The following is a 26530-nucleotide window of genomic DNA, read 5'->3' as shown; positions in this document are numbered from 1 at the left end:
TGCACTTAACTCCATTGAAATTATTTTAGAAAAATTAAAAAAGAATTTTATCCAATTCGGCAATGTAGGTTTCACCTACAGGTATTTCATGATTTAGAATATAAACCGCTTTTTTACTTTTTTGTTCAATTTTATCCAGACGAACAATATAAGAACGGTGTATCCTTAAAAATTCCAAAGGATCATGAACTTGTGACACAAAATCACTTATTTTGCTACGCACAGTATAAGTTTTCAATGGGGTAACAATATCGACATAATTGCCTGAAGACTGTACGAATAAGATATCGGAGGTTTTAATTCTAATTTCTTTTCCTGATTCTTTAAAAGAAAAATAGTTGTCTTTCATTTTGATTTTTTTCAGCAATAATCGTAGTAACTCCCTAACAATATCTTGATTATAAGAAAGTACTCGTATTTTAAAGAAAAAATAAATAAGAGTCACTACTAGAATCAGTATAAATCCAATAAACCAGAATGTTTCCCAGAATGGTTTACAAATATGAATCGGAATTACAATACTTTCATTGGAATAACTTCTGTTGTCGTCCATTACTTTAACCACCATTTTGTAATCACCTGGAGGAATATAGGAATATGAAATTTTTCGTTCCTTGGTATTTTTCCAGCTTTTGTCCAATCCTTCTAATTTGTACCGGTATTCGATCTTTTCACTACCACTAAAAGAAACGGCTTCTACACCAAAATCAAGTTGATTTTCATCATAATCCAACTTTAGTGGCTTTCCGTTTCTAATGGTATAAAACGTATTATTAACTTTTAGCTCTTTTAGCCTCAAAAAATAATGTTTTTGAAGCTGCATTCGTTCAAACTGTTGTTTTGATAATGAGCTTAAACCTTTGGTAGTAGCAATGTAAATAGAATCCTTAATTATCTCGACATCCTTGATTTGGTTGCTCAACAATCCGTTTGCTGTAGTTATAAAATCAACAGTGTATTTTGTGGGACTGCTGAAGCGGATTCTACTTAAACCATAATTAGTACAAGCCCAAAGCGTTTTGGGATCTTCACGATATACTTCGGTAACAATATCATCCGATAACCCTTTACTTTTATCGATTGCATACACCTGATCTTTGGCCAAATCATAAACAAGCACCCCTTTTCCCAATGTAGCTATGTAAAGCGTTTTATTGGCTTCCGAGTAATCCAAATCATCAATGCGGTACTGAAGTAATGGCTTTTTCATTTGGATTATTTTCCCCTTTTCCTTTATTTTCAATCCGTCTATAGTTCCAAAATAAAACCGACTACCAATTTTCGATATGTCATGAATCCTGAAGTCCATAATTCCCTCATCATATTTGTCCTTTTCCCAAATGGAATAATAACCAAATTGAGACATGCTTAAAACAGAAGGATTATCATCAGACATCTTCGTTACCTGTATTGTGGTTTTACTCACTAATTGATCATTAAAAAAAAGTCGGCTGCCGTTACAAGAAACCACTGCGTCTTTACCTTCGAAAAACTGAACATTAGCAGGGAAACTCTGTAAAGCTTTCCGTATCCGAATAATGGGTTTATTCAATTCCTTCCGGTACAAATCACCGTTATAAGTTCCTATATATAAAGTATTACGCTTGTCTTTCGTTAATGATTGAATCACGTTATTTTGCAAATTAAAATTCCTGATGGGATTGGGAGGCAAATAATATACCCCATAGTCGGTTGTAGTAACCCATACTCCTCCGTAGCAGTCTTTTGTTACATTAGAAACAGTAGCATGAGGCAAGTAGAAAGTGGTACATTTTCCTTTAAAATCATAAATTTTTAAGCCATTGTTCCGGAAACCTACCCAGAAATGCTTGGAGTCGTATTTTCCGCCGGAAACAGGCAAATCTGAACCAATGTTGATGTCTAAAAATGTACCATTTTTGCTTAAAACACGAACCATACTATCGGCAATTAGTAGCCGAGTTTCAGGCTTAATATTCATTAGTTTTCTTTGTATACCGGATCCATCAGGAAGTCTAAAATTCGATCTATTGATGGAAGTGTATAAGATTTCACAGTTTTCGTCTACTTTTAGACTATGAATATAAGAAGGAGCATTGTTACTTCTCCCCTTTTTTTCCTGCTTTCCATTCGATTGAACATACTCTGTCAATTTTCCTTTTGCATCAATACTAATCAGCCTATTTGCACCATTAGACAAATACACTTTCTTGTTATTATCCACTACTATCGATTTGATAAAAAAGGTAATTTTGTTATTTTTCCTGATATAAGCTTCAATTACATTGTTGAATAGATAAGGAATGAAGCGATTACTTCCGTTTTCAAAATAAAAAATCTTCTTATTAAACGTTGCACACCATATCTGACCGTTCTTTTGCGGAAAGAAATCAAATATCGTAATATCGGTTAAGCCGTCTTTAGGAGCATACTTTTTAAACTCATAGCCATTGTATTGGCACAATCCTCTATCGGTAGCCAACCAAATCGAGCCTTTTTTATCTTGCAACACATCGTACACTTCATTGCTAGGAAGTCCTTCTTCTGTTGTAAAGTGTTTGAAATCTTGAGCAAATACTTTTACGAAACAAAACAAGGTAAGAATCGGCAGAAAATAATTGGATTTCATACTCTTATATAGCTTGAAAAAAAACTTTAGTATTAGGTTGCACAAATAAATCGCTTCAAAAATAACAATAAAATTCGTACATATTTTAAAGTTTCAACCAACCAAATCTCAGCATATCATTGCTTAATTTTAAACAGTGGAATAAGTTTAGTAATTTTGATAAAAAGGAATCATGAATTTAGAGGAATTGTTTTTGAGCTTGCTCGCTAAAATTGGTTTTTCAGATGCTGAAGCTGCAGCAAAGTGGAAAGAATTGCACAAAGCTTATTCCGCAAAATCTCGCTATTATCATAACCTGAAACACTTACAGGAAATGATAGCATGTTTTGAAAACTATCGCGATTTACTACAACATCCTGACGAAGTCTTGTATGCCATTTTCTATCACGATTACATCTATAAAATCACCAAAAAAAATAACGAATTGCGTAGTGCCCAATATGCGGTTAGTATACTACCTACTGATTCATCGTTGGATAAATACCGTGTTTTCAATTTAATTCTCTCTACGAAAGACCATCAATGCAGCAATAATGACGATGAAAAATGGCTCATCGATTTCGATTTGAGAATATTGGCCAAAGAGTGGGACGATTATCTATTGTACGCACAACAAATCAGAAGGGAATATCGTATTTATCCAGATTTCATGTACAAACCTGGTAGAAAAAAAGCATTAGTTCATTTCTTAACCAATCCATTCATTTTTCAAACTGGAACCTTTCAGAGTTTATACGAAACAAAAGCACGGGAAAACATTCAGCATGAAATCGCCTATTTAAGCAACTAAAAGCTCATAATTTTAATAATCCAAGAAGTCCAAAATATAACAAATGGCTCAAAATAAAAACGCACTTATTCGTTATAAAACCATTGATAAATGTTTACAGAACAAATACCGTCAGTGGACATTGCAAGATTTGATGAACGCCTGTAGTGATGCATTGTTCGAATATGAAGGAAAAGAAAGTTCGGTTAGTAAACGTACTATTCAATTGGACATACAAATGATGCGAAGCGAAAAATTAGGCTACAACGCACCTATAGAAGTCTACGATAAAAAATTCTATCATTATGCAGAGGAAGACTTTTCCATTACGGATATTCCCTTAACCGATACCGACATCAATGTGTTGACCGAGACAGTTTCCATGCTCAAACAGTTCAAAGACTTTTCATTGTTTAGTGATGTATCTGATATTTTACAACGATTGGAAGATAAGATTTATGCCGAGAAATCACATACCCAACCTGTCATCCATTTGGATAAGAATGACAATTTGAAAGGTTTGCATTTTTTGGATGAAATTTACCAAGCTATAATTAAAAAAGTAGTTCTGGTAATTACCTATAAGTCATTCAAATCCAAGAAAGAACAAACATTTAATTTTTGTCCATTTATTTTAAAAGAGTTCAATAATCGTTGGTTTTTAGTTGGAAAAAAAAGGCCCAATTTACCTGTTTCCAATTTAGCATTGGACCGAATTATGGCTATCGATTATGACTTTAGCTTACCTTATATTCAAGACAATTTCAACCCCGAACAATATTATAAAAACGTAGTGGGTGTTACCGTAAATGAAGGATTGCGACCTGTACGTATCGAACTTTGGATTGACCACATTAATGCACCTTATGTTATTACCAAACCCATACATCATTCACAAAAATTGATTGCAACACACGAGGACGGCAGTGTAACCATTCATATTTTTGTTATCGTCAATTTTGAATTGGAGAGAATCCTATTGGGTTTTGGAAGTGGTTTGGAAGTTATTAAACCGGACTATTTTAGGAAACGCATCAAAAAAATCATTACCGATACAATAGCGAATTATGAAGATAAAACAACTTTGGAAGTGATTGAAAAACAAGACACACAAAAATAAAAGGAATCCTGTTCGAAACACTAATGCTTTCTGAGCAAATCTATACAATAATACTTTTTATTACATTTGCGGCTCCCCTTAATAAAAGTGTTTTGCTAAACGATTTATTTAAGTTTTTTAAAATTAAATGTATTTCAAGAACAGGAAATTACACTACAGGATTTCGTTATTTTCATTAATTATATGTTCCCTATGTTTTAAACCCCATTCCGTAATTTTATGAATTAAGTGCTCCATTTTTCTTCCATATGGAGTGATTTCGTATTCTACAGTGATAGGTTTAGTGTTCATTACTGTTCTAGTAATGAGTTTGTTTATTTCTAATTCTTCCAAATCTTTAGATAGTTTTTTAGCCCCAATGCCATTTGTTGTCTTTTTTAACTCCATGAATCGCATTTTGCCATGAACAATTAGAGTAGCAATTATTTGGATCTTCCATTTACCTGATAATATTTCCATAGTATCTGAAATGGCTCTGATTTCTTGATTACACTGTTGTGTTAGTATAATTTCTCTTTTCATTTTAGTTAGTTAAGTTAGTTTCCTTCAAGAAACTAGTTTACTATAGGAAACTCATATCAAAAATATGCTATTTGTATTTAACTTCGCCAAATAACGAGTAAAAGATTACAAAAAAATGAAAGCGAGATTATTTTTCTGGATTGTAGCAGGGGCTTGTGTTATGATTCTTAGATGTTCGCTAATTAAAAATGAAACTTCAAAAGCTATGGAAAATACTACTAATACAAAAAAAGCAGATTACGAAAACAGTTTTGCGTGCGATGTGAATACTGGAATGTGTACAATATCTCCCAACTCCAATGATGAGATTGACTCTACATTATCAAATAGTAAAAGTGGGAAATTGATTTATGTAGGAGACCCAATATGCTCTACTTGTTTGGCATTTTCCTCAGAAATTAAGGAGTTGAAAAAAGAGTTTGATGGAGAATTAGACTTTCAATTGGTATTAGGCGGGCTTAGACCTTATGGAACAGAGCCAATTAGTAACATGAGAGATTATTTACTACCCCATTTTGATAATCTAGCTAAAATGACTGGGCTTCCTATCAATAATAAGGTACTGTATGATAATTCATTTATCCTTGATACCGAACCTCCTTCCAGAGCAGTAGTCGTAATCAGAGCGCTTGCTCCTGAAGTGGAAAATGAATTTTATGAGAGAGTGCAAAAAGCCTTTTATTTAGATAATAGCAATACAAATTATGTTGAAGCATACTTAGATTTTGTGGAGGAATTTGGAATTAAGAAGGAAGTATTTAAAGAAAAATTTGAGTCTAATGAAATAAAAGAGTTAGTGAAATCAGATTTTGAATTTGCTCGAAAAATGGGGGTTAGATCATTTCCTACGGTGTTGCTTGAGTCAAATGGGCAATTTTCGATTATAACCCAAGGGTTTTCAAAAAGTGAGCAAATGATCAATAAAGTTAGGAGTCAGTTATATTCGAAAACAAGCGAAAACTAATATAAAAAGATTAAAATTAAATTCAAAAACAAACTGCAATGACTAAACCAAAATTAGATTTACCAATTCAATGTTTTAATATAGATCATTATACTTTGATTGTACCTAATGCCAAAGTTGTTTCTGACTTTCATCAAAATGTACTAGGGTACAAATTAATAAACACAATTTTAGTTAATGCAGGTTCAGCCTCTGAAGGGAAGCATGATATGTTGAACTATGTTCTTGGTTGGCCAAATAATGAAAAAGGTGTTATGGTGGTAACTGAAGGCTTAACTAAGGAGTCTATTTTTCATAAGTTTTATGAGAAGTTTGGACAAGGTATACACCATGTAGCTTTTGAAGTAGATGATATTGAAGATATTTTCGAACTATTAGTTACTAAAGGAATAGAAATGACTTCAGATAAAATATTAAGAGATCCGTTATCAGGATTGAGACAATTTTTTATTTCGAATAAATATGCAGGAGTTTTCATTGAGTTGATAGAAAGAAAAAGTGAAACAGAAGATAAAACTTCTGAGAAACAAGGTTTTTTTACACATGATAATATGTCAGGATTAGCCAATACAATGAAGTCCTATTTAGATGATCCTAACTTGAAAAACGATGATGATATTAAATCTTTAGACAAAACAAATTATTTTGAAGTTATAGAGAGTATTGATGTCGATAGAATTGATAATATTCAAATTAACGTTGCCGAAGTTCAAAGTGCAAGAAAGTTCCTAAATAGTATTTTGGGGTTTAGTATAGAAGGTGAAAAAATGATCAACCCTAATGAAAAGGATAAGTTTTTGAGCTTAAGTGAAATTCAGGAATCTCATAACGGAGTTATTCCGGTAGAATTAGCACTAAAAACATTCAATTTTGAGAAAAGCAAAAACATTCTTGAATCCTTGAATTTAGATTTTACAATCGAAGGAGAAGCCATAAGATTAGAGAAAGAATATGCTGGTTATCCGTTAACCTTGCTGCATGACTAATATTTTTAGCGTAGAAGTTTTAGCTGAAAAAGTAAAATTAATAGCATTTTTAGAAAATCCTGTTAATCTTAAATATTGGACTGTACATACCAATTTGGTTGTAATTGATGATAGCTGCTATGAAATTACTGGTTCTACTGGAGTAAAAACAAAAATAAGTGTAACTAATACGAATCATAATTTAGATGATTCCCTAGATTTCACATGGATTTTAGAAGGGGAAATTAAAAAACAATTTCAGTTTTTAATAACAAATGGAATCAATGGTAAAATGAGTGTTCAGGTATTTATTCCTTCCACAACTTTAAATAAAAAGCTATTAGATCTTCAACGTTTATTAAGCGTTGAGTTTAAAATATTGGAACAGCTTCTAAATGATGGAAAATACGAACTGACGGAATCTGAGAAAATGATAATGAAAGAATACCAAAATAAATATGTTAATGACAGAGCAAGTGTTACCTAAATTCGAAGGCAAATTTAGTAACGAAGAAGAAGCCTTAGCAAAGGTAAAAACAGATTTTGGACAAATAATTACAGTAAATTCTGTCGGGTGTTTGAACCCTAAATCAACAGAAGATGTACAAAAGATAATAAATTATTGCAATAGTAACGATATTCCAGTTAACACAAGAGGGATGTCTCATTCCGCAAGTGGTCAGTGTTTAGTAGATCAAGGTATTGTCATCAATATCAAGACGATGAATCAGATTCTTTCCATAGATTTTGATGGAAAAACGGGTTCTGTTGTTGTTGAAGGCGGTATTACTTGGGAAAAATTGGTAAGAGAAACGTTAAAACTAAATGCAACCCCACCCACCCTTACAGATTGGCAAAAATTGACCGTGGGAGGAACCATTTCAACTGGAGGATTGGGCTTTATGAGTCATGATTCAGGAATCCAGGCAGATAATGTTCTTGAGTTAGAAGTTGTTACAGGCGATGGTGAAATTAGAATATGTTCGCGTACTGAGAATAGTGATCTTTTTAACCTTGTAAGGTCTGGATTAGGGCAGTTTGGAGTAATTACCAAGGTAAAAATGAAATTAATTCGTGCTCCAAAAATAATGCACGTTACAAAATTACTTATTGATACTACTAAGGAGTTTCATGATTTAAATACGCAACTACTAAAAGAACCTGATTTTGAATGCATACATGCTTTTTTAATTCCCAATACAAAGGTTGAATTTGAAAAGAAAATGGGACAAACCGTTGTTGCAGAAAAATCCGATTACTTTGCTGAAAAGTGCAAAAAAGAAGAGCAGTTTACCTTTTTTGTAGAATTGGTACAGTACGAATATGAAGATCAATTTTTTTTAAAAAAAGAAATTCCTTTGCATGGTTTAAAACATAGTTATCAAGAAGATTTTTTTAACTATGTAACCAAAGAGCCACCCTTAATAATTACTGAAAAGGAGAAAGGGAAAACAGCGCATCCAGAGTTAGCTACTTTTATCCCGTTTTCACAATTTTCTGGTTTTATGAATGAATTTCAATCGATGCATAAAGCTGAAGATATGAGCGATGGCCCTGTGCTTTTTATTCCAATGAAATCGTCAAGCATTCAAACTCCTTTATTTGTAAAGCCTGAGGAAGATTTTTACTTTATTGGAATATTAAGAAATGCCTATCCAAACACAAAAGAACGTATAAATTATTTAAGTGAACTAAACAATCAATTGTATCAGATTGCTTTAAAATATGGAGGAAACAGATATCCTTGTGACAGTATTAATAAACCTGGAAACCCAGAAGAATGGGCGGTACACTTTGGAAACCAATGGACTGAGATGACAGCTGGTAAAATAAAGTTCGACCCTAATAATACCTTTAGCTCCATGTTAAATATATTCCATAAATAGAATAGTTCAATTTATAGTATGATTTTTTTAGATAAAAATGAATTCCCGACTGATCTCCCAAAAGATATCAAGGAAGAAGTAATTAGTGAGTTATTAATTTCTGACTGGAACAGATATCCTGTTGCTGAGTCTCAAGAACTTATAGCTTTACTTGCTCAATTGAATAATGTTCCTAATGACTCGTTGATTCTGGGTAATGGGTCTTCCGGGTTAATTATGAGATTCTTAGGGGAGCTTTCAAAGCACTATAATAGAATTGTTACACCAAATCCAAGTTTCGAACTATTTGATATTTGTCCAAAATTGTTCAATCTAAACCATATTAATTGGGATTTTAATCATGAATTAGAATACGATTATGTGGGGTTTCCTAGAGGTAAGAATTCAATTTATGTGTTTTGTACACCAAACAATCCAACAGGAACTTTAATTGATCCAATATTTGTAGAAACAGAAATAGCTAACGATCCCTCTAGTGTTTTTTTAATTGATGAGGCATATGCCGAATTTGCGAATGATTCCTACGCACATTTAACTCAAAAATATAGCAATGTCATTGTTTTAAAAACATTCTCGAAAGCTTTAGGAGCAGCAGCCATTAGATTAGGGTATGCCATGTGTTCAGATACTATCAAGAACCAATTGAAAAAAAATGATCTTCCCTTCAAGTTCTCACCTTTTACTATCATTTCTGCCAAAGTCTTACTAAATAATTTTGAGAAAGTTATTCAACCTAGAATTGAAAAAATTATTGAAGCTCGTGAAAAAATGTATCATACTTTAAATGAAATGCTTTTGGATGGGGAGGTTAAGGTTTCTAAATCTCATGGAAATTTTATTCCAATTCGGTTTTATAATGAGAGTTTAAAGAATGAATTTATACGGCGATGTACTGATTCAGAGATAACAATTGGTAAAGTTAGAAATTCACCTGATTTTTTTCGAATAACAATCGGGTCAGAAAAAGAAAATACTAAAATCATTCGAGTTATAGAAGGTTTAATTTTAAAGCCTATTTGTATAGACGATGCAGTACAGTAGTTGATTACTTAGCATTCTATCAATATACAAGCCAATCCAAAATGAGATAGCATCTGTTAAATATAAGTGTGTTAATGATATAATCTCCTTTACATATTAAAACAAAAAGCCGGAACTATTACTCCGGCTTTTTTATAAACTATAAAATATTAGTATTTTAATAATTCTAATAATTCTGTTTCAAAACGTTGTTTCGGCAAATATTGGTCTTCCAATGATTTCATGAACGGAATGGCACTTTCTAAACTTCCTACTCTGCGAACAGGAGCATCTAAGTGTTCGAAGCAATTTTCCATAATCATCGCAGAAATATCGCTCGCTACACCGCCAAACAAAGTGTCCTCTTGAAGAATGATTACTTTATTGGTTTTCTTCACTGAAGCGTAAATAGCTTCCGTATCCAATGGCTGTAAGGTTCTTAAATCCAATAGATCTGCTGATATTTCAGGATTTTTGGCCAATGTTTCCAAGGCCCAATGTACTCCAGCTCCGAAAGAGATAATCGTTACATCATTTCCTTCTTTTAATAACGAAGCTTTACCTAATGGTAATGTATAATAATCTTTAGGTACATCTTGATAAATACTTCTGTACAACTGTTTGTGCTCAAAGAACATCACCGGATTAGGATCGTTAATAGCAGTATTTAATAATCCTTTCGCATCATAAGGAAACGCAGGGTAAACCACTTTTAATCCCGGCGTTTTGGTAAACCAAGCTTCATTGGTTTGTGAGTGGAAAGGTCCAGCTTGTGTTCCACCACCGCAAGGCATACGCACTACCACGTCGGAGTTTTCCTGCCAACGGTAGTGTTGTTTCGCTAAAAGATTGACAATTGGATTAAAACCAGTTGAAACGAAATCCGCAAACTGCATTTCAACTACAGCTTTAAAGCCATTGATAGACAAACCGTTGGCAGCCGATACAATAGCACTTTCACAGATTGGCGTATTGCGCACACGTTCTTTTCCAAACTCCGCTACGAAACCATCAGTTATTTTGAATGCTCCGCCATATTCTGCAATGTCTTGCCCCATGATAACCAAGTTGTCATGGCGTTCCATTGACTGGCGCAAACCATTAGAAATAGCATCAATCACACGAATATTTTCCAATTCATCAAAATGATCAATTTGCTCGTATTCCCATGGACGGTACACATCGTTTAATTCTTCATTCAGATCGGCAACAATTTCAGGTTCTTCCTGAACTTTAGCCCAATCGGTATCGATTTCTTTCTTGATTTCAGTACGAATTGCTTCATCTTCCTCTTCCGAAAGTACAGCAGTCAGTTTCAAATATTTTCTATAATTCTCTACCGGATCTTTTTCCGCCCACATATCCATTAATTCTTGTGGCACATATTTGGTACCACTCGCCTCTTCGTGACCTCTCATTCGGAATGTCATGAACTCTAAAAGAACAGGACGAGGATTTTCTATCATTGAAGCTTTCAATTGGGCAATCAAATTATACACTTCTAAAATATTATTCCCATCTACCACATGGCTTTCCATTCCATAGCCCACACCTCTGTCTGCCAACTGTTTGCAACGGTATTGTTCATTGGTTGGTGTTGATAATCCGTAACCATTGTTTTCAATCACAAATAGCACCGGTAAATCCCAAACCGAAGCAATATTCAACGCTTCATGAAAATCACCTTCTGAAGTTGCTCCCTCACCTGTAAATACAGCAGTTACTTTGCCGTTTTTACGAAGTTTGTTCGCTAAAGCAATACCATCGGCAATACCCATTTGAGGCCCCAAATGTGAAATCATACCAATAATCTTGTATTCTTGTGTGCCAAAGTGAAAGCTTCGGTCTCGACCTTTGGTAAAACCGTTTCTTTTCCCTTGCCATTGTGAGAACAAACGGTGTAATGGAATATCACGTGTTGTAAATACACCTAAATTACGGTGCATCGGTAAAATATACTCATCTTTATCTAAAACCGAAGTAATACCTACAGATATTGCTTCCTGACCAATTCCGGAGAACCATTTGGATACCTTACCCTGACGGATAAGAATTAACATTTTCTCTTCTATCAATCTCGGTTTCAGTAACTTTTTATATAAATCTAAAAGCTGCTCGTTGGTTAAGTTCTTTCTTTCGAAGTCCATTCTTTGTATGGTTTTTAAATCGCTCCCAAAATTAAAAAAAAATAACAGATAACACGGGTTTTGTGATATTTTTTGCCATTGTTAATAACTTTTAAAATAGATATAATTTATTTATATTTACATTTGTCAAATCAAGGTTTTATCCTGAAAAAAGTTATTAACAAAAACTAAGTACAATGCAAAACATTCCAAGTGTTGACTTACGTGATTTCCTATCGGATGACCCGGTACGTAAACAAAAATTTGTAAATGAAATCGGAAAAGCCTACGAAGAAATTGGTTTCGTAGCACTAAAAGGTCACTTTTTAGATGACAAATTGGTTGAGGATTTATACGGCGAAGTTCGTAATTTCTTTAACTTACCTCTAGAAGTGAAAGAGAAATACGAAATACCTGGTATTGGAGGACAAAGAGGTTATGTTTCTTTTGGTAAAGAACATGCTAAAGGTCGTTCAGCAGGTGACTTAAAAGAGTTTTGGCACTTTGGCCAATACGTGAGTGAAGGCTCAAAATATGCAGAAGAATATCCTGCCAATGTTGAAGTTTCCGAATTACCAAAATTTAATCAGGTAGGTAAAGAAGCTTACCAGATGTTGGAAAAAACCGGTGTATATGTATTAAGAGCTTTGGCTATTTACATTGGACTAGACGAGTTCTACTTTGATCAATACATCAAAGACGGAAACAGTATCTTAAGACCAATCCACTACCCTCCTATTACCGACGAACCCAAAGACGGTGCCGTACGTGCTGCTGCTCATGGTGACATAAACTTGATCACTTTATTAATGGGTGCGCAAGGAAAAGGTTTACAAGTACAAAATCACGACGGACAATGGATTGACGCCATTGCTGAACCGGATGAATTAGTAATTAACGTAGGCGACATGTTATCTCGTCACACCAACAATAAATTAAAATCAACTATTCATCAAGTAGTAAACCCTCCAAGAGAATTGTGGGGAACTTCACGTTTTTCCATTCCGTTTTTCATGCACCCGGTTGGTGACATGTCTTTAAACTGTTTGGACAAATGTATCGATGAAAACAACCCAAAATTGTATGAAGATATCACTGCAGGTGAATTCTTGTATGAGCGTTTGGTTGATTTAGGATTGATCAAGAAATAATAAATTCCAATAATTTAAAATTCCAAATTCCAACTTGTTTGGGGTTTGGGATTTTTCTTTTTTTGTAATTTTACACTACTATGGATTTACAAGACCAATTAAAAAATTTATTCCCTGACCATATTCCTTCCAATGAACCGGATGAAGTTGAAGAAACTGAACACGAATTATACGTTCAAAAGGAACCAATGATTTGTAAGTACGAAAAAAGAAAAGGGAAGCCTATCACCATAATTGAAGGATACGAAGGTGAAGACGAAGACTTTAAACTTTTAGCCAAAGAAATCAAAACTAAACTAAGTGTTGGTGGAAGTTTTAAAGACGGGAGCATCATTATTCAGGGAGATTACCGTGATAAAATTATGACTATTTTAAAAGAAAAAGGATTTAAAGTAAAACGCGTAGGCGGATAAAACATACAATAATGAGTGAAATTAAATCATCAGAATTAATTCTGAACCCAGACGGAAGTGTATACCACTTAAACCTTAAACCGGAACATATTGCACATGATATTATCTTTGTTGGTGACCAACATCGTGTAGAGAAAATTACCCAATTCTTCGACTCTATTGAGTTTTCAACACAAAAAAGAGAATTCAAAACCCAAACAGGAACGTTAAAAGGGAAACGAATCACTGTAATGTCTACAGGAATTGGACCTGACAATATTGATATTGTAATGAACGAATTGGATGCCTTGGTTAACATTGACCTTGAGACACGCCAACCCAAAGAAAATTTAACTAAACTAAACATTATTCGTATTGGAACTTCGGGTTCTTTGCAAGCAGATATTCCTTGTGATAGTTTTGTAATGTCAAAATACGGATTGGGTCTGGACAATATGTTGCGTTCATATTTAATTGACGACATTTCTGAAAAAGACATCGAAACTGCTTTTGTAGAACAAACCAATTGGGATTTACGTAAAGGAAGACCTTATGTAGTTGCTTGCTCTGAAAAATTGGAGAAATTTATCGAAAGTGAGGAAATCCACAAAGGTTTCACAGGAACGGCAGGAGGTTTTTACGGACCACAAGGTCGTGTATTACGTTTGAATATTCAAGATTCAGAACTGAACAGTAAAATGGACGCCTTCAATTACAACGGCACTCAAATGACCAACTTGGAAATGGAAACTGCTGCTATTTATGGACTTGGAAAGCTTTTAGGTCACGAAACCTTATCATTAAATGCAATTATCGCCAATAGAGCAACTGGTACTTTTAGTGCCGACCCATACAAAGCGGTTGACGCTCTTATTGCGTATACATTGAAGAAATTATCGGAATAAATGAATTATAAGTATACTCCATTCAATATAACATCAGGAATTATAGGTGTATTTTCAATATTGTATTGTATTCCTATGCTCCAAATGGCAGCTGAAGGTTTTGACTGGAGTTTACTTTATTTTTTAATATACCCCACTATAGCAGTACTTTTATGGTTTTCAGATTATTACTTCCAAAAAAAGGAAGTGAAATATTGGAAATTAATAGCCGTAGAAATGCTTATTGTTGTATTAATGTTGGCTTATTTTAGGAATAGTACACCAACCGATTTTTAAATGGATTTACTATTTGAAACCGACCGACTATTACTCCGCCCGTTGAAAATTACGGATGCCGATGATATCTTTGAAATGAATAATAATCCCAATGTCAATCGATATTTGAGAAATCCGATAGAAACATTATCGGAAACCAAAGCATTGATCGATAAAACTCGGAATGAATATTCAAAAAACGGTATTGGTAGATATGCCGTCATTTTAAAGGAAAACAACAAATTAATAGGGCTCTCCGGTTTAAGATTTAGAGATATTGAAGAAAATGGACATTCTAACTTCTATGATTTAGGGTACCGATTCTCAGAAAATTACTGGCGAAAAGGTTATGCTAAAGAAGCCGCATTATTTTGGATTCACTACGGATGGAATGAAATGAAATTGAAAACAATATATGCCTATGCTGAAAGCGAAAATACTGCCTCCAACAGTTTGCTTAAAGTCATTGGTTTTACATTTGAGAACAAGTATATTGCAAAAGACATTGAATACAATTGGTATCTTTTGAAAAATAAATTGTAATGAATATCAAATTAGAAACGGAACGTCTTATTTTAAGACCTATAGAACTAACTGATGCTGAAGGCATGTTTTTATTGGACAGTAATCCGAATGTACATCAATACTTGGGAAACCATCCTGTTAAAACATTAGAAGAAAGTATCGGTTATATTGAAAACCTTCAAAACCAATACAAAAATAATGGTATCGCCCGCTTTGCTGTTATACTTAAAGAAACCGGAGAATTTATTGGGTGGTCCGGTATAAAATTCATCACTGAAGAAGAAAACAACCATATCAACTTTTATGAAATCGGGTATCGTTTTCGTGAAGAATTTTGGGGAAAGGGATATGCTTACGAATCAGCCAAAGCCTGGTACGACTTCGCATTCAACGAACTCAAAGTAGATGTTTTATATGCTTCAGCACATATTGACAATTTGGGTTCAAGAAGAATTTTAGAAAAAATTGGATTGAATCTCAAAAACGAATTTATCTGGAATAATGAAGTACCATGTGTTTGGTACGCCTCCAATTAAATAATAGATTTACTAAAATACGTTTAGAATGAAAACAGTAAGAATTGCCGGAGTACCGGAACATTTTAACCTACCTTGGCATTTGTGCATAGAAAATGGTGAATTTGATCAAGTCGGTATCGATTTACAATGGACAGATGTACCCGAAGGAACCGGTAAAATGTGTCAAATGCTTCGTAACAATGAAACAGATATTGCCGTTATTCTTACTGAAGGTATCATCAAAGATATTACAGCAGGAAATGATTCTTCAATTGTTCAAGTGTACGTACAATCCCCTTTAATTTGGGGAATCCATGTTGATGCAAACTCTAATTATTCGCAATTATCTGATTTAGAGAAAACTACATCTGCTATATCAAGAATTGGTTCAGGTAGTCATTTAATGAGTTATGTGAATGCTCAACAACAAAATTGGAATACATCTGATTTAGAGTTTGAGATTGTGAATACTATTGATGGCGCAGTGGAAGCCCTAAAAAACAACAAGGCAGATTATTTCATGTGGGAACGCTTTATGACCAAACCACTGGTAGACAATGGCACTTTCAGAAGGATTGCTGACTGCCCTACTCCATGGCCTTGTTTTGTGATTGCAGTACGTAACGAGTTTTTACAAAACAACTCAGCTACAATAGAATTAATTTTGGAAATCATTAACAATACTACAGCCGAATTTAAAATCATACCGAGTATCGACAGAACTTTAGCTTCCCGTTATCACCAAGAACTAACAGATATTCAAGAATGGTTGAAGCTAACTCGCTGGTCACAAAAACAATTGGATAAAAACACATTTCATAAAGTACAGGAGCAATTGTTAGCGTTAAATTTAATTGAAAATAAAATGCCTTATGAATCGGTAGTTAAATAATTCGTTATTTTTACCTTTTTAAAAGCAATGACAACAACTACATTCCAAAATTTATACGCCAAATATAAAGATCGTCTTTCTGTACCAAGACCTTGGGATACGGTTGTTATCTTTTTGTTGAACATTCTGTTAGCAATTCCAACTTTCATAATTGCACATCAGAATTTACAAGAATTGGATCTAAAAATACCAATTGACCGCATTGTACTTTTCATTGCCATTCTTATTGTATACCAACTGTTACTCCGTAAAATCAAAAAATACCTAATTATCGGCGTTTTTATCTACTCCTTAATATTGTTGTACGGAACTTTATTTGGTGGCTATAGTTTTTACAGGGTATACGATGATTACCGTTCGATGATGTACACCATGGGTGACAACCCTTATCCACAGGATATTATCATTAGCAAATTACTTCCCTTTCCGAATAAATATAAGGTTATTAATGCTATCGATTTTCAAAATCCAAAAGTCCGAAACTTTGCTTTACACGCCACAACAAAACACTTCACCGATAGTAAAGGAAAAAAAGGCTATCGTGATTATAGAACTATTATTCAATGTTTTGCCGTTTTCAAAGAAATTAAAACCCATTGGAATTATGTTAACGATCCATTGGGTAACAATTATATCGCTTCGGCATCTGAATCTTTACAGCATTTTTCCGGCGATTGTGACGACCATGCTATTTTGATGGCTGCAGGAATTAAGGCTGTAGGCGGTGTTCCTCGTTTGATTCATACTGATGCTCACATCTATCCTGAAATGCTAATAGGAACCAAAAGAGATTTGGAGAATGTAGTATATTTGATTCACGATGTTCTATTCAAAGAAGAAAGCAAGGGAAAAGAAATCCATTACCATATTGACGAACACGGTCAGATTTGGCTAAATCTGGATTATACAGCTTATTATCCTGGAGGAAAATTTATGAGTGAAGCCATTTTAGGACAGTTGACACTGAATAATTAATTTAAAAAACCTCTAAACCATTAATTTTCAACACCTAATTCCGCTTTATTTACTTCAAAAAGGGTAAACTCAACTTCTTTTCCGGAAGCATCTAAACATTTTCCGGATGTTAATTTTCCAGCATCATAGATTTCCAATCGAATTAAAATACCATTTTCATCGTACCCTTTAAGCTCTCCCTGTAATTGATTCATTTTGAAAAAAGCTTCTAATTTTAATTTACCATTCGGATAATACATAATGCATTTCCCATCCAAAATAAGATAATCCATATCAAAACATTCAACTTTAGAAAGCAACTTTCCTTCTATATTTTTTGCGAGTATATAGCCGTTATTAAAAATTTGATTGGTCGTATAATAATAAAACTTTCTACTGGCTTTTAGACTATCTATCTTTTTGCCTATTTCATCAAGAAATACTTTCTTAATCAATTTTTCCTTAATATCCTTCTCATAAAAATACTCATACTTTTGTTTTATGGATTTGTCAAAAAATTCCTTTTCCAATAACAGTTTATTGGTATCGAAATAGTATTTATTTTTTACGTAGAACTTTTTACCGGTTTTGAACTCAACTAAAACCGTTTCATTCTTCTGCCATTCATATTTACTCATTATTGAAAAGCGATCTGATTCGACACCATTTCGAAATTGGACATGAGTTACTTCTCTTTCCAGCCAATTCGGTTCGTAAGTTTTTATTGTTTTTTTAAACAATTGATTACTGAGGAAATCCGTCTTTTCTACTACTGTTGAGTTGAATAAATAGTTCGTTTCGCTGACTTTCTGCTGCTTCGAGTCGAATCTTTCTTCTTTGCTTAATTTTCCAGATACTGCATCGTAACTATATACCGTGTATCTGTCAATATTTCCATTTTCAAATGAATTGAATTTTATACATCTTTTATCATTATAGCTATATTCACCAATTTTAGTAACGGGAACATTCGTTCTGTAATTAACCTTTTTCGAAAGCAAAGGTTGACCTAGCTTATTAAAGGTTGTGATTTTAAAATAGGAAATATCAGCAGTCCCATAAGTCATACTTACATTTTCCTTAATAGTTCGTATCTTTAGTTTGGCATATAAGGAATCTGTTTGATACGGACTTTCAATAAATTGTTGGGTATAACTTACAGATGTAATCACCAAAAAAAGTAGTGTATAAATATTTTTTTTAATTTTCATTTTCAATTTATTTCTCAATAAGTTATTCATTACTAAAGCATTACCACTCAATCCCGATTTTCCCTTTTTCTTCCAAATAAAAATTGGTTTGTTTAAAATGATCATTCCCAAACCAAAAACCTCGATTCGCACTCAATGGTGATGGATGGCCGCTCTCCAAAACCAAATGCTTTTCACGATCAATTTTGGAGCCTTTTTTTTGAGCAAAACTTCCCCAAAGTAAAAACACAACATTTTTAGTAGTATCGGAAAGGTAGTGAATGACACTGTCAGTGAATACATTCCATTTCAAATGTTTGTGACTATTAGCCATATCTTTGCGAACAGTCAATGAAGCATTCAACAACAAAACACCTTGTTTTGCCCAATGTTCCAAATTACCCGATGTAGGAAAAAAAACGCGATCATATTCGCTATTGATTTCTGTAAAAATATTTTTTAATGACGGCGGAATTGCCACTCCATCATTGACAGAAAAACACAAACCATTTGCCTCTCCTTCTCCATGATAAGGATCTTGTCCAATTATTACTACCTTCAAATCCTCTAATTCAAACTGGTTAAATGCATTAAAAATCAATTCTTTCGGCGGAAAACAAATAGTATTCTGGTATTCTGCATCAACCTCTAACATCAATTCTTTAAAATAAGTTTTCTGCATTTCGGTTTCGAAAAAAGAGTACCAAGAAGAGTGTACATTAATCTGCATTTTCTGTGAATTTTAAGCAAATATATTACTTTGAATCTTTGTAACTTTGCTTACTTTATCACTTTCTGTTAAAAATGATTTCAATACATACTAAAACCCTACAAGACTTACAATTTCAAACTGTTCTGGAGACCATTGCAGAACTTTGCATCACCGATATCGGGAATGAAAAAGCACAGCATATTGCCCCCTTAAGAGACAAAGAGGAGTTAATGCAATCTCTTTTACAAACCTCAGAATATAGAGCTTCGTTTGACAACAATAACGCTTTACCTAATCACGGTTTTGAACCCATTACAAACGAAATTAAATTCTTAGCCATTGAAGATAGTTTTTTAGAATTGGCAAGTTTTCGAAAAATCCACTCCATATCTGAAAACACGAATCTTTTATTGCAGTTTTTAAAGAAATTTCAGGATTATTATCCTGCTTTACATTTGAAATCAAGTGCGATAGAAATCACAAAAGATATTACTAAATGTATCGATGCAGTTCTCGATAAATATGGCGAAATCAAAGACGATGCGACTCCTGATTTACTGGAAATTCGTCGTAATATGAATGCGATTCGCGGCAAAGTAAATCAAAGTTTCGGATTGGCTTTGAGTCAATATAATTCTTTAGGCTATTTGGATGAAATCAGAGAAACCGTCGTAGAAAACCGACGCGTTCTTGCCGTTTTAGCAATGTACAGAAGAAAAGTGAAAGGTTCTATTTTAGGAAGTTCTAAAACCGGAAGCATTGCCTACATCGAACCCGAAGCAACATTACGCTACTCAAGAGAATTGGCTAATTTAGAATACGAAGAACGTGAAGAAATCATCAAAATTCTAAAGAATTTGACCAATTCAATTCGTCCGTTTTTATCCCTATTGATTCAATATCAAGAGTTTTTAAGCGATATTGATGTTATTTCCGCGAAGGCAAAATACGCCAGAAAAATAAATGGATTATTGCCAACTATCACGGAAGAACGCAAAATATATTTCCGAGAGGCGTACCATCCTATTTTGTATTTGACCAATAAAATCAAAAAGGAAATTACCTATCCACAAACCTTTGATTTTAATCCCGAGAACAGAATTGTAGTGATTTCCGGACCGAATGCTGGTGGAAAAACCATATCTATGAAAACGGTTGGATTATTGCAATTAATGCTTCAGTCGGGTATGTTAATTCCTGTACATGAACGAAGTGAAACCTGTTTGTTTGATCGGATCATGACAGATATCGGTGACAATCAATCCATTGAAAATCATCTAAGTACATATAGTTACCGATTGAAAAACATGAACTACTTTCTCAAGAAGTGCAATGATAAAACGTTGTTTTTAATTGATGAATTTGGTACTGGATCCGATCCCGAATTGGGCGGTGCTTTAGCAGAAGTTTTTCTTGAAGAGTTTTATCATCGTGAAGCTTTCGGGATTATTACAACACACTATTCCAACCTGAAAATGCTGGCAAACGAATTGCCCTTTGCAACGAATGCGAATATGCTTTTCGACGAAAAATCATTGGAACCTATGTACAAATTAGTTCTTGGTCAGGCTGGAAGTTCCTTTACTTTTGAGGTAGCGCAAAAGAATGGAATACCTTATGGTTTAATCAACAGAGCCAAAAAGAAAATTGAAGGTGGTAAAGTACGTTTTGACAAAACCATTGCCAATCTTCAAAAGGAACGTTCTAAATTGGAAAAAACTTCTCAAAATTTAAAAGAAGAAGAAACCAAGGCTAGAGAAGAAAGCAAAAAGATGGAAAACATCAATGCTAAAATCCAAGACAAGTTAGAACGCTACCAAGAATTGTTTGATGCTAATCAGCGTTTGGTCTATATGGGTCAGAAAATCGATGATATCTCCGAGAAATATTTCAATAATAAAAATAAGAAAGAATTAATCGGTGAATTTTTAAAAATGGTTGAAATTGAAAATTCGAAGCGAAAAAAATTGACTGTAAAAGAGAAGAAAGAGAAAGAAGTCATTGTTAAAAAAGTCATCGAAGAAGTTCAAGTTAAAGTTGAAGAAATTCGCAAGGAAAAGAAAGAGAAGAAACTAAAAGCTAAAATTGAAGAAGAAAATAAACCTAAAGTAATACTTAAGGTTGGCGATCGAGTGCGTATGATTGATGGGAAATCAATCGGTACGATTGATACAATTGAAAAAAATAAAGCTACAGTGAATTATGGTATCTTTACTTCAAAAGTAAGTTTAGACCAATTGGAATATATACAGCCTAAGTAATATGGAAGGAATACCACAAGATAAAAAAATAATTCTTTTTGATGGTGTATGCAATTTGTGCAATACCTCCGTTCAATATGTTATCAAACATGACAAAAATGATTTGTACCGATTTGTAGCATTACAATCTGAACTTGGACAAAAAATAATCAAACATTTAGGTATTTCCCAGAGAAATATAGATAGTATTGTATTGTATGAACCCGGAAGAGCTTATTATTACAAATCGGCTGCAGCGATTAGAATAGCTGGTACACTTGGTGGATTTGTCAGTTTACTTTCAATATTCAAGTATTTCCCTTCCAAAATCAGTGATATTGTATATGATTATATTGCTAAAAACAGATACAAGTGGTATGGTAAAAAAGAATCTTGTATGAATCCCACACCCGAATTAAAGGCTAAATTTTTATAACAAAAAAGCGACCAATTGGTCGCTTTTTTATTTTGTATATCTGGTCATTATTCTTTTTCCCATTTACCTACAACTGAAGTCGCTAAAGCATTTCCTAAAACATTTGTTGCACTTCTGAACATATCACAGAAGTGGTCAATAGGTAAAATTAATGCGATTCCTTCCACCGGAATATCGAACATTCCACAGGTTGCAGCAACCACAACCAAACTCGCTCTTGGTACACCGGCAATTCCTTTACTGGTTAGCATTAACACCAAAAGCATCGTCATTTGCGTTCCAAGATCTAAAGGAATTCCGTAGGCTTGCGCAATAAAAATACTGGCAAAAGTCATGTACATCATACTTCCGTCTAGATTAAACGAATAACCTAAAGGTAACATGAACGATACAATTTTGTCTTTTACTCCGAAACGTTCTAATTCCTCAGTTAATTTAGGAAAAACCGCTTCACTGCTTGTAGTACCAAATGCAATAAATAATGGACTAATTATATGCTTCAATAACACCATCATTCTGTTTTTCAAAAACAAAAACCCAATTAAAAGCAAAACGATCCAAAGTGAAGATATTCCTACCAAGAATGAACCAAAATATTTGGCATATGTAAACAGTAATTCTTCCAAATCACGAATAGCAAAAACCCCGGCAATCGCTCCGAAAACACCAATAGGAGCAAATTTCATCACATAGTTTACCATTTTTAAAATGATATGTGAAGTTTTATCCAATGCATTAATAACCGATTTAGAGTGATCTCCTATAGATGCAGCTGCCAATCCGAAGAAAATAGAGAAAATTACAATTTGTAATATCTCATTAGTCGCCATTGCCTCAACCACACTTTTGGGGATAATATGCTCCACAAAATTCTGAGCAGAAAAATGCTGAGTTTTTTCAGTCACTTCTGAAGCGGCTGATAAATCAACATCCGATAAATTCAATCCAGTTCCTGGTTCTAAAAGATTAACCCAGAACATTCCTATCAATAATGAAATAAACGAAGCGGTAAAAAACCATCCCAATGCTTTACCACCGATTCGCCCCACAGATTTGATGTCACCCAATTTGGCAATACCCACAACCAATGTGGTAAATACTAGCGGAGCAATAATCATTTGTACCAAACGAATAAATATTGTCGCAAGCATTTTAATATACCCACTAAATTCTTTTGCTGTTTCTGGCAGATAATTATTATGAACAAATATTCCTAACACTGCTCCCAAAAGCATTGCTACTAAAATTTGTACAGTTAAATTCGAAAAAATGTTTTTTTTCTTTTCCGGTAAATTGGCTTTATGATTCATTATTTTGTTTGGTAAATTTTGTTTAGTAAGTAAAAATCGGTCATAACCATAGCTGCCATTGCTTCCACGATAGGCACTGCTCTGGGCACAACACAAGGATCGTGTCTTCCTTTTCCTTGTTGTTCTATCAGTTCTCCTTTATTGTTTAAGACTTCCTGCTTTTGCAAAAGTGTTGCAACCGGTTTAAAAGCCACCCGGAAGTAAATATCCATTCCATTGCTGATCCCGCCTTGAATTCCACCGGAAAGGTTAGTTTTAGTGGTTCCGTCTTCATTAAAAGAATCATTATGATCGCTACCTTTCATTTTGGCACTACAAAAACCACCACCGTATTCAAAACCTTTTACAGCATTAATGGAAAGCATTGCCTTTCCCAATTCGGCATGCAGTTTATCAAAAACCGGCTCACCCAATCCAATCGGCACATTTTGAATGACACACGTAACGGTTCCGCCAACAGTATCACCTTGTTTTTTGATCTCCTTAATATATTGCTCCATTTTATCGGCAGCTGCTAAATCAGGACAACGCACCGGATTCGCTTCAATATTTGAAAAATCTAAATCCTGATACGGTTTGTCGATAAAAATCTCACCCACGGAGGAAACAAAAGCTGTTATTTTTATATTCGGAATTACCTGTTTGGCAATAGCTCCAGCTACTACTCTACTGGCCGTTTCACGTGCAGAACTACGTCCACCACCACGGTAATCGCGAATTCCGTATTTTTGTTCGTAGACATAATCGGCATGACTGGGGCGATAGGTATCTTTAATATGGGAATAATCGTCTGATTTCTGATTGGTATTGGGAACAATGAAACCGATTGGAGTACCGGTAGTTTTTCCTTCAAAGATTCCTGATAAAAATTGTACTTCGTCTTCTTCTTTACGTTGTGTAACGATAGTTGACTGACCTGGTTTACGTCTTTGCATTTCTGTTTGAATTGCAGTAAAGTCCAAGTCGATACCCGGAGGACAACCATCGATAATTCCACCCAAAGCTTCCCCGTGAGATTCGCCAAAAGTGGTTATCTTGAATATAGTCCCGAATGAATTTCCAGCCATTTTATTTGTTTGAAAACAAAAATAAGATTTCTAATCAATCTTTTAAAGTTTAAAGTTGGAAAACTTAACCAATTTGTAACATTCTAAAAATATAACAAATCTCTAAAATTTTGTAAAATCATCCCTGTAAAATGCTATACCTTTGATTATCAACATGAAATATATGTAATTGCATTTATTTTCTCTAAATATCATAAAAACAGTTGCTTTTTACGGTATAAAATTTTGATTCGGGAACAATATTTGTAAATTTACTTTCGTTAATGAAAACTAAACAAAAAAAATCATGAGAAAATTATTTTTATCTGCCTTTATGTTATTAGGTTTAGCATTTAGTGCACAAGCACAAGACATTTCCAAAAACGCTTTAGGTTTACGTTTGGGTGATAATGACGGATTTGGTGGGGAAATTTCATATCAAAGAGGATTATCTAAGAAAAACCGTTTAGAATTTGATTTAGGATGGAGAACCAGCAATCATGTAGACGCTTTGAAATTAGCAGGTTTGTACCAATGGGTTTGGAACATTGATGGAGGTTTCAACTGGTACGCTGGAGTTGGGGCTGGTATAGGTACATGGAGTACTGATGATTACTACATTGGAGGGAATAGATATGAAGGCAACAGTGAAGCTGTTCTTTTTGCAGCTGGAGATATCGGAATTGAATACAATTTTGATGTGCCTATCCAATTATCATTAGACTTTAGACCTGAATTTTATTTTGGTGATAAATTAGAAGATGATTTCGGTCCAGATATCGCTTTAGGTATCAGATACCGTTTCTAATAATTAAAAAGCCTTCTAAAAAGAAGGCTTTTTACTTTTTATTGAATTGAGTGCCTGATGATAGACCTCCTCGTATTTTGGAACAATTTTATCAATTTGAAATTGTTTCGCAGTTTCCAAAGCATTGGTTTTAAATTGAGCTAGAATGGCATCATCAGTAAGTATTTTCAAAGCATTTACTGCCATATCTTCAACATCACCTACATTACTTAAATATCCCGAAATTCCATTAATATTTACTTCAGGAAGTCCACCCGTATTACTCGAAACAACAGGAACACTACATGCCATGGCTTCCAACGCTGCTAAACCAAAACTTTCGGTTTCGGAAGGCAACAAAAATAAATCGGAATAACTTAAAATCTGATTGATTTCATTACTGTTACCAAAAAAGATTACTTTATCTTGAATACCTAATTTTTCACATAATTCTTCTGCCACTCTTTTTTCTGGACCGTCACCAACCATCATCAATTTAGCTGGAATTTTTTGTTGAATTTTATAAAAAACCTTGACTACATCTGGAATATTTTTAACTTTTCTAAAATTACTAATGTGCGTAATAATGCGTTCCTCGGATTTCGCCATAACAGAACGTTTACATGTAACATTTTCTTTTATGGTTTCGTCGATTTCGATAAAGTTCGGAATTACTACAATTTCATTTTTCAAATCAAACAAACGAACTGTATCGTCTTTCAAACTTTGTGAAACCGATGTTACCACATCCGACTTATTGATACTAAAAGTTACTGCTGGCTTATAGAATGGATGATTTCCTACCAAGGTTATATCTGTTCCGTGAAGTGTAGTTACCATAGGTATTCTAATTCCTTCATCTTTCAGCATTTGTTTTGCCATATAACCGGCATAGGCATGCGGAATAGCATAATGCACATGAAGTAAGTCGATTTTATATAACTTCACCATATCAACCAATTTGCTGGACAAAGCCAATTCATACGGCTGATAATGAAACAAAGGGTATTCAGGAACGTTTACTTCGTGGTAATGTACATTCGGATTTAACAATGCCAAACGCACTGGTTGTCGGTAAGTAATGAAGTGAATTTCATGTCCACGACGGGCTAATTCTAAGCCTAATTCAGTAGCTACAACTCCACTACCTCCAAAAGTTGGGTAACAAACTATTGCAATTTTCATGTTACGAATTTAGGCAATAAAAAAAAACTCGTACTTAATTTTTGGTTAAAAT

Annotated in this window: 26 protein-coding genes; 18 read left to right on the top strand and 8 right to left on the bottom strand. The window is 33.9% G+C overall.

All coding sequences use genetic code 11. The annotated features are described in order from the left end of the window. Positions 1-34: 34 nt before the first annotated feature. Complete coding sequence (locus ACS8MM_RS02200) at positions 35-2608, bottom strand: ligand-binding sensor domain-containing protein (RefSeq protein ID WP_379712580.1); 2574 nt, start codon at positions 2606-2608, stop codon at positions 35-37. A gap of 172 nt (positions 2609-2780) precedes the next feature. Here ACS8MM_RS02200 and ACS8MM_RS02195 point away from each other — a divergent pair, with 172 nt between their 5' ends. Then, a complete protein-coding gene (locus ACS8MM_RS02195; protein WP_379712578.1) occupies positions 2781-3398 on the top strand; it encodes an HD domain-containing protein in 618 nt (205 codons plus the stop codon). A gap of 43 nt (positions 3399-3441) precedes the next feature. Continuing rightward, on the top strand, positions 3442-4497 hold the full coding sequence (locus ACS8MM_RS02190) for a helix-turn-helix transcriptional regulator (RefSeq protein ID WP_379712576.1): 1056 nt from the start codon (positions 3442-3444) through the stop codon (positions 4495-4497). 153 nt (positions 4498-4650) lie between these two features. Here the strand turns inward: ACS8MM_RS02190 and ACS8MM_RS02185 are convergent, their stop codons facing one another. Then, positions 4651-5019: a winged helix-turn-helix transcriptional regulator gene (locus ACS8MM_RS02185; RefSeq protein WP_379712574.1), complete on the bottom strand. Its 369-nt coding sequence runs from the start codon at positions 5017-5019 to the stop codon at positions 4651-4653. 115 nt (positions 5020-5134) lie between these two features. On the opposite strand from ACS8MM_RS02185, the gene ACS8MM_RS02180 reads away from it, so the two are divergent. From ACS8MM_RS02180 to ACS8MM_RS02160, 5 genes are read left to right on the top strand one after another with little or no spacing between them, the layout of a single operon-like run. Then, a complete protein-coding gene (locus tag ACS8MM_RS02180) occupies positions 5135-5983 on the top strand; it encodes a DsbA family protein (protein WP_379712573.1) in 849 nt (282 codons plus the stop codon). Positions 5984-6021: 38 nt separating this feature from the next. Beyond that, positions 6022-6969, top strand: a complete 948-nt coding sequence (locus ACS8MM_RS02175; RefSeq protein ID WP_379712571.1) for a VOC family protein — start codon at positions 6022-6024, stop codon at positions 6967-6969. Then, positions 6962-7435, top strand: coding sequence for a hypothetical protein (locus ACS8MM_RS02170; protein ID WP_379712569.1), 474 nt, complete (start codon positions 6962-6964; stop codon positions 7433-7435). The genes ACS8MM_RS02175 and ACS8MM_RS02170 overlap by 8 nt, the downstream gene beginning before the upstream one ends. After that, positions 7413-8834 carry an FAD-binding protein gene (locus tag ACS8MM_RS02165; protein ID WP_379712567.1) on the top strand — a complete coding sequence of 474 codons (1422 nt, stop codon included), beginning with the start codon at positions 7413-7415 and terminating at the stop codon, positions 8832-8834. Before ACS8MM_RS02170 ends, ACS8MM_RS02165 begins: the two co-directional genes overlap by 23 nt. A gap of 18 nt (positions 8835-8852) precedes the next feature. Next, positions 8853-9875, top strand: coding sequence for a pyridoxal phosphate-dependent aminotransferase (locus ACS8MM_RS02160; RefSeq protein ID WP_379712565.1), 1023 nt, complete (start codon positions 8853-8855; stop codon positions 9873-9875). A gap of 149 nt (positions 9876-10024) precedes the next feature. On the opposite strand, the gene ACS8MM_RS02155 is transcribed toward ACS8MM_RS02160, so the two are convergent. Then, positions 10025-12001 carry an alpha-ketoacid dehydrogenase subunit alpha/beta gene (locus ACS8MM_RS02155; RefSeq protein ID WP_379712563.1) on the bottom strand — a complete coding sequence of 659 codons (1977 nt, stop codon included), beginning with the start codon at positions 11999-12001 and terminating at the stop codon, positions 10025-10027. 176 nt (positions 12002-12177) lie between these two features. On the opposite strand from ACS8MM_RS02155, the gene ACS8MM_RS02150 reads away from it, so the two are divergent. From ACS8MM_RS02150 to ACS8MM_RS02115, 8 genes are all read left to right on the top strand, one after another. After that, a complete protein-coding gene (locus ACS8MM_RS02150) occupies positions 12178-13131 on the top strand; it encodes an isopenicillin N synthase family dioxygenase (RefSeq protein ID WP_379712561.1) in 954 nt (317 codons plus the stop codon). 80 nt (positions 13132-13211) lie between these two features. Then, on the top strand, positions 13212-13544 hold the full coding sequence (locus ACS8MM_RS02145) for a translation initiation factor (RefSeq protein ID WP_379712559.1): 333 nt from the start codon (positions 13212-13214) through the stop codon (positions 13542-13544). An 11-nt stretch (positions 13545-13555) separates the two neighbouring features. Then, positions 13556-14428: a nucleoside phosphorylase gene (locus tag ACS8MM_RS02140; RefSeq protein ID WP_379712557.1), complete on the top strand. Its 873-nt coding sequence runs from the start codon at positions 13556-13558 to the stop codon at positions 14426-14428. Then, positions 14429-14704: a hypothetical protein gene (locus tag ACS8MM_RS02135; RefSeq protein ID WP_379712555.1), complete on the top strand. Its 276-nt coding sequence runs from the start codon at positions 14429-14431 to the stop codon at positions 14702-14704. After that, positions 14705-15226, top strand: a complete 522-nt coding sequence (locus ACS8MM_RS02130) for a GNAT family N-acetyltransferase (RefSeq protein ID WP_379712553.1) — start codon at positions 14705-14707, stop codon at positions 15224-15226. Continuing rightward, positions 15226-15744: a GNAT family N-acetyltransferase gene (locus ACS8MM_RS02125; RefSeq protein ID WP_379712551.1), complete on the top strand. Its 519-nt coding sequence runs from the start codon at positions 15226-15228 to the stop codon at positions 15742-15744. The genes ACS8MM_RS02130 and ACS8MM_RS02125 overlap by 1 nt, the downstream gene beginning before the upstream one ends. 28 nt (positions 15745-15772) lie before the next feature. Continuing rightward, positions 15773-16618 (top strand): substrate-binding domain-containing protein, encoded by an 846-nt coding sequence (locus ACS8MM_RS02120; protein ID WP_379712549.1) that lies wholly within the window; start codon positions 15773-15775, stop codon positions 16616-16618. A gap of 27 nt (positions 16619-16645) precedes the next feature. Beyond that, positions 16646-17593: a transglutaminase gene (locus tag ACS8MM_RS02115; protein ID WP_379712547.1), complete on the top strand. Its 948-nt coding sequence runs from the start codon at positions 16646-16648 to the stop codon at positions 17591-17593. Positions 17594-17613: 20 nt separating this feature from the next. On the opposite strand, the gene ACS8MM_RS02110 is transcribed toward ACS8MM_RS02115, so the two are convergent. After that, positions 17614-18783, bottom strand: coding sequence for a toxin-antitoxin system YwqK family antitoxin (locus tag ACS8MM_RS02110; RefSeq protein WP_379712545.1), 1170 nt, complete (start codon positions 18781-18783; stop codon positions 17614-17616). A 40-nt stretch (positions 18784-18823) separates the two neighbouring features. After that, positions 18824-19492, bottom strand: coding sequence for a uracil-DNA glycosylase (locus ACS8MM_RS02105; protein WP_379712543.1), 669 nt, complete (start codon positions 19490-19492; stop codon positions 18824-18826). A 74-nt stretch (positions 19493-19566) separates the two neighbouring features. Here ACS8MM_RS02105 and ACS8MM_RS02100 point away from each other — a divergent pair, with 74 nt between their 5' ends. Further along, positions 19567-21735, top strand: coding sequence for an endonuclease MutS2 (locus ACS8MM_RS02100; RefSeq protein ID WP_379712541.1), 2169 nt, complete (start codon positions 19567-19569; stop codon positions 21733-21735). Between the two features lies 1 nt (position 21736). After that, positions 21737-22150 carry a thiol-disulfide oxidoreductase DCC family protein gene (locus ACS8MM_RS02095; RefSeq protein WP_379712539.1) on the top strand — a complete coding sequence of 138 codons (414 nt, stop codon included), beginning with the start codon at positions 21737-21739 and terminating at the stop codon, positions 22148-22150. Positions 22151-22197: 47 nt separating this feature from the next. Here the strand turns inward: ACS8MM_RS02095 and ACS8MM_RS02090 are convergent, their stop codons facing one another. Further along, complete coding sequence (locus tag ACS8MM_RS02090) at positions 22198-23460, bottom strand: dicarboxylate/amino acid:cation symporter (RefSeq protein ID WP_379712537.1); 1263 nt, start codon at positions 23458-23460, stop codon at positions 22198-22200. Further along, positions 23460-24527, bottom strand: coding sequence for a chorismate synthase (gene aroC, locus ACS8MM_RS02085; RefSeq protein ID WP_379712535.1), 1068 nt, complete (start codon positions 24525-24527; stop codon positions 23460-23462). Before aroC ends, ACS8MM_RS02090 begins: the two co-directional genes overlap by 1 nt. Before the next feature lie 286 nt (positions 24528-24813). On the opposite strand from aroC, the gene ACS8MM_RS02080 reads away from it, so the two are divergent. After that, a complete protein-coding gene (locus tag ACS8MM_RS02080) occupies positions 24814-25314 on the top strand; it encodes a hypothetical protein (protein WP_379712533.1) in 501 nt (166 codons plus the stop codon). A gap of 15 nt (positions 25315-25329) precedes the next feature. On the opposite strand, the gene bshA is transcribed toward ACS8MM_RS02080, so the two are convergent. Then, entirely contained in the window at positions 25330-26478 is a 1149-nt protein-coding gene (bshA, locus tag ACS8MM_RS02075) for an N-acetyl-alpha-D-glucosaminyl L-malate synthase BshA (RefSeq protein WP_379712531.1), read from the bottom strand. Between the last annotated feature and the right edge of the window lie 52 nt (positions 26479-26530).

Source organism: Flavobacterium sp. MAHUQ-57 (genome assembly GCF_051908335.1).
Lineage (GTDB): Bacteria > Bacteroidota > Bacteroidia > Flavobacteriales > Flavobacteriaceae > Flavobacterium.
This window is presented reverse-complemented; position numbering and strand designations above follow the sequence as displayed.

What these genes read in the sequence shown, in the direction of transcription:
- ACS8MM_RS02180 (WP_379712573.1), top strand. Translation starts at nt 5,135, where the DNA reads ATGAAAGCGAGATTATTTTTCTGGATTGTAGCAGGGGCTTGTGTTATG.
- ACS8MM_RS02165 (WP_379712567.1), top strand. Translation starts at nt 7,413, where the DNA reads ATGACAGAGCAAGTGTTACCTAAATTCGAAGGCAAATTTAGTAACGAA.
- ACS8MM_RS02175 (WP_379712571.1), top strand. Translation starts at nt 6,022, where the DNA reads ATGACTAAACCAAAATTAGATTTACCAATTCAATGTTTTAATATAGAT.
- ACS8MM_RS02155 (WP_379712563.1), bottom strand. Translation starts at nt 12,001, where the DNA reads ATGGACTTCGAAAGAAAGAACTTAACCAACGAGCAGCTTTTAGATTTA.
- ACS8MM_RS02150 (WP_379712561.1), top strand. Translation starts at nt 12,178, where the DNA reads ATGCAAAACATTCCAAGTGTTGACTTACGTGATTTCCTATCGGATGAC.
- ACS8MM_RS02185 (WP_379712574.1), bottom strand. Translation starts at nt 5,019, where the DNA reads ATGAAAAGAGAAATTATACTAACACAACAGTGTAATCAAGAAATCAGA.
- bshA (WP_379712531.1), bottom strand. Translation starts at nt 26,478, where the DNA reads ATGAAAATTGCAATAGTTTGTTACCCAACTTTTGGAGGTAGTGGAGTT.
- ACS8MM_RS02145 (WP_379712559.1), top strand. Translation starts at nt 13,212, where the DNA reads ATGGATTTACAAGACCAATTAAAAAATTTATTCCCTGACCATATTCCT.
- ACS8MM_RS02115 (WP_379712547.1), top strand. Translation starts at nt 16,646, where the DNA reads ATGACAACAACTACATTCCAAAATTTATACGCCAAATATAAAGATCGT.
- ACS8MM_RS02130 (WP_379712553.1), top strand. Translation starts at nt 14,705, where the DNA reads ATGGATTTACTATTTGAAACCGACCGACTATTACTCCGCCCGTTGAAA.
- ACS8MM_RS02105 (WP_379712543.1), bottom strand. Translation starts at nt 19,492, where the DNA reads ATGCAGATTAATGTACACTCTTCTTGGTACTCTTTTTTCGAAACCGAA.
- ACS8MM_RS02135 (WP_379712555.1), top strand. Translation starts at nt 14,429, where the DNA reads ATGAATTATAAGTATACTCCATTCAATATAACATCAGGAATTATAGGT.
- aroC (WP_379712535.1), bottom strand. Translation starts at nt 24,527, where the DNA reads ATGGCTGGAAATTCATTCGGGACTATATTCAAGATAACCACTTTTGGC.
- ACS8MM_RS02200 (WP_379712580.1), bottom strand. Translation starts at nt 2,608, where the DNA reads ATGAAATCCAATTATTTTCTGCCGATTCTTACCTTGTTTTGTTTCGTA.
- ACS8MM_RS02125 (WP_379712551.1), top strand. Translation starts at nt 15,226, where the DNA reads ATGAATATCAAATTAGAAACGGAACGTCTTATTTTAAGACCTATAGAA.
- ACS8MM_RS02120 (WP_379712549.1), top strand. Translation starts at nt 15,773, where the DNA reads ATGAAAACAGTAAGAATTGCCGGAGTACCGGAACATTTTAACCTACCT.
- ACS8MM_RS02095 (WP_379712539.1), top strand. Translation starts at nt 21,737, where the DNA reads ATGGAAGGAATACCACAAGATAAAAAAATAATTCTTTTTGATGGTGTA.
- ACS8MM_RS02110 (WP_379712545.1), bottom strand. Translation starts at nt 18,783, where the DNA reads ATGAAAATTAAAAAAAATATTTATACACTACTTTTTTTGGTGATTACA.
- ACS8MM_RS02080 (WP_379712533.1), top strand. Translation starts at nt 24,814, where the DNA reads ATGAGAAAATTATTTTTATCTGCCTTTATGTTATTAGGTTTAGCATTT.
- ACS8MM_RS02190 (WP_379712576.1), top strand. Translation starts at nt 3,442, where the DNA reads ATGGCTCAAAATAAAAACGCACTTATTCGTTATAAAACCATTGATAAA.
- ACS8MM_RS02160 (WP_379712565.1), top strand. Translation starts at nt 8,853, where the DNA reads ATGATTTTTTTAGATAAAAATGAATTCCCGACTGATCTCCCAAAAGAT.
- ACS8MM_RS02090 (WP_379712537.1), bottom strand. Translation starts at nt 23,460, where the DNA reads ATGAATCATAAAGCCAATTTACCGGAAAAGAAAAAAAACATTTTTTCG.
- ACS8MM_RS02170 (WP_379712569.1), top strand. Translation starts at nt 6,962, where the DNA reads ATGACTAATATTTTTAGCGTAGAAGTTTTAGCTGAAAAAGTAAAATTA.
- ACS8MM_RS02100 (WP_379712541.1), top strand. Translation starts at nt 19,567, where the DNA reads ATGATTTCAATACATACTAAAACCCTACAAGACTTACAATTTCAAACT.
- ACS8MM_RS02195 (WP_379712578.1), top strand. Translation starts at nt 2,781, where the DNA reads ATGAATTTAGAGGAATTGTTTTTGAGCTTGCTCGCTAAAATTGGTTTT.
- ACS8MM_RS02140 (WP_379712557.1), top strand. Translation starts at nt 13,556, where the DNA reads ATGAGTGAAATTAAATCATCAGAATTAATTCTGAACCCAGACGGAAGT.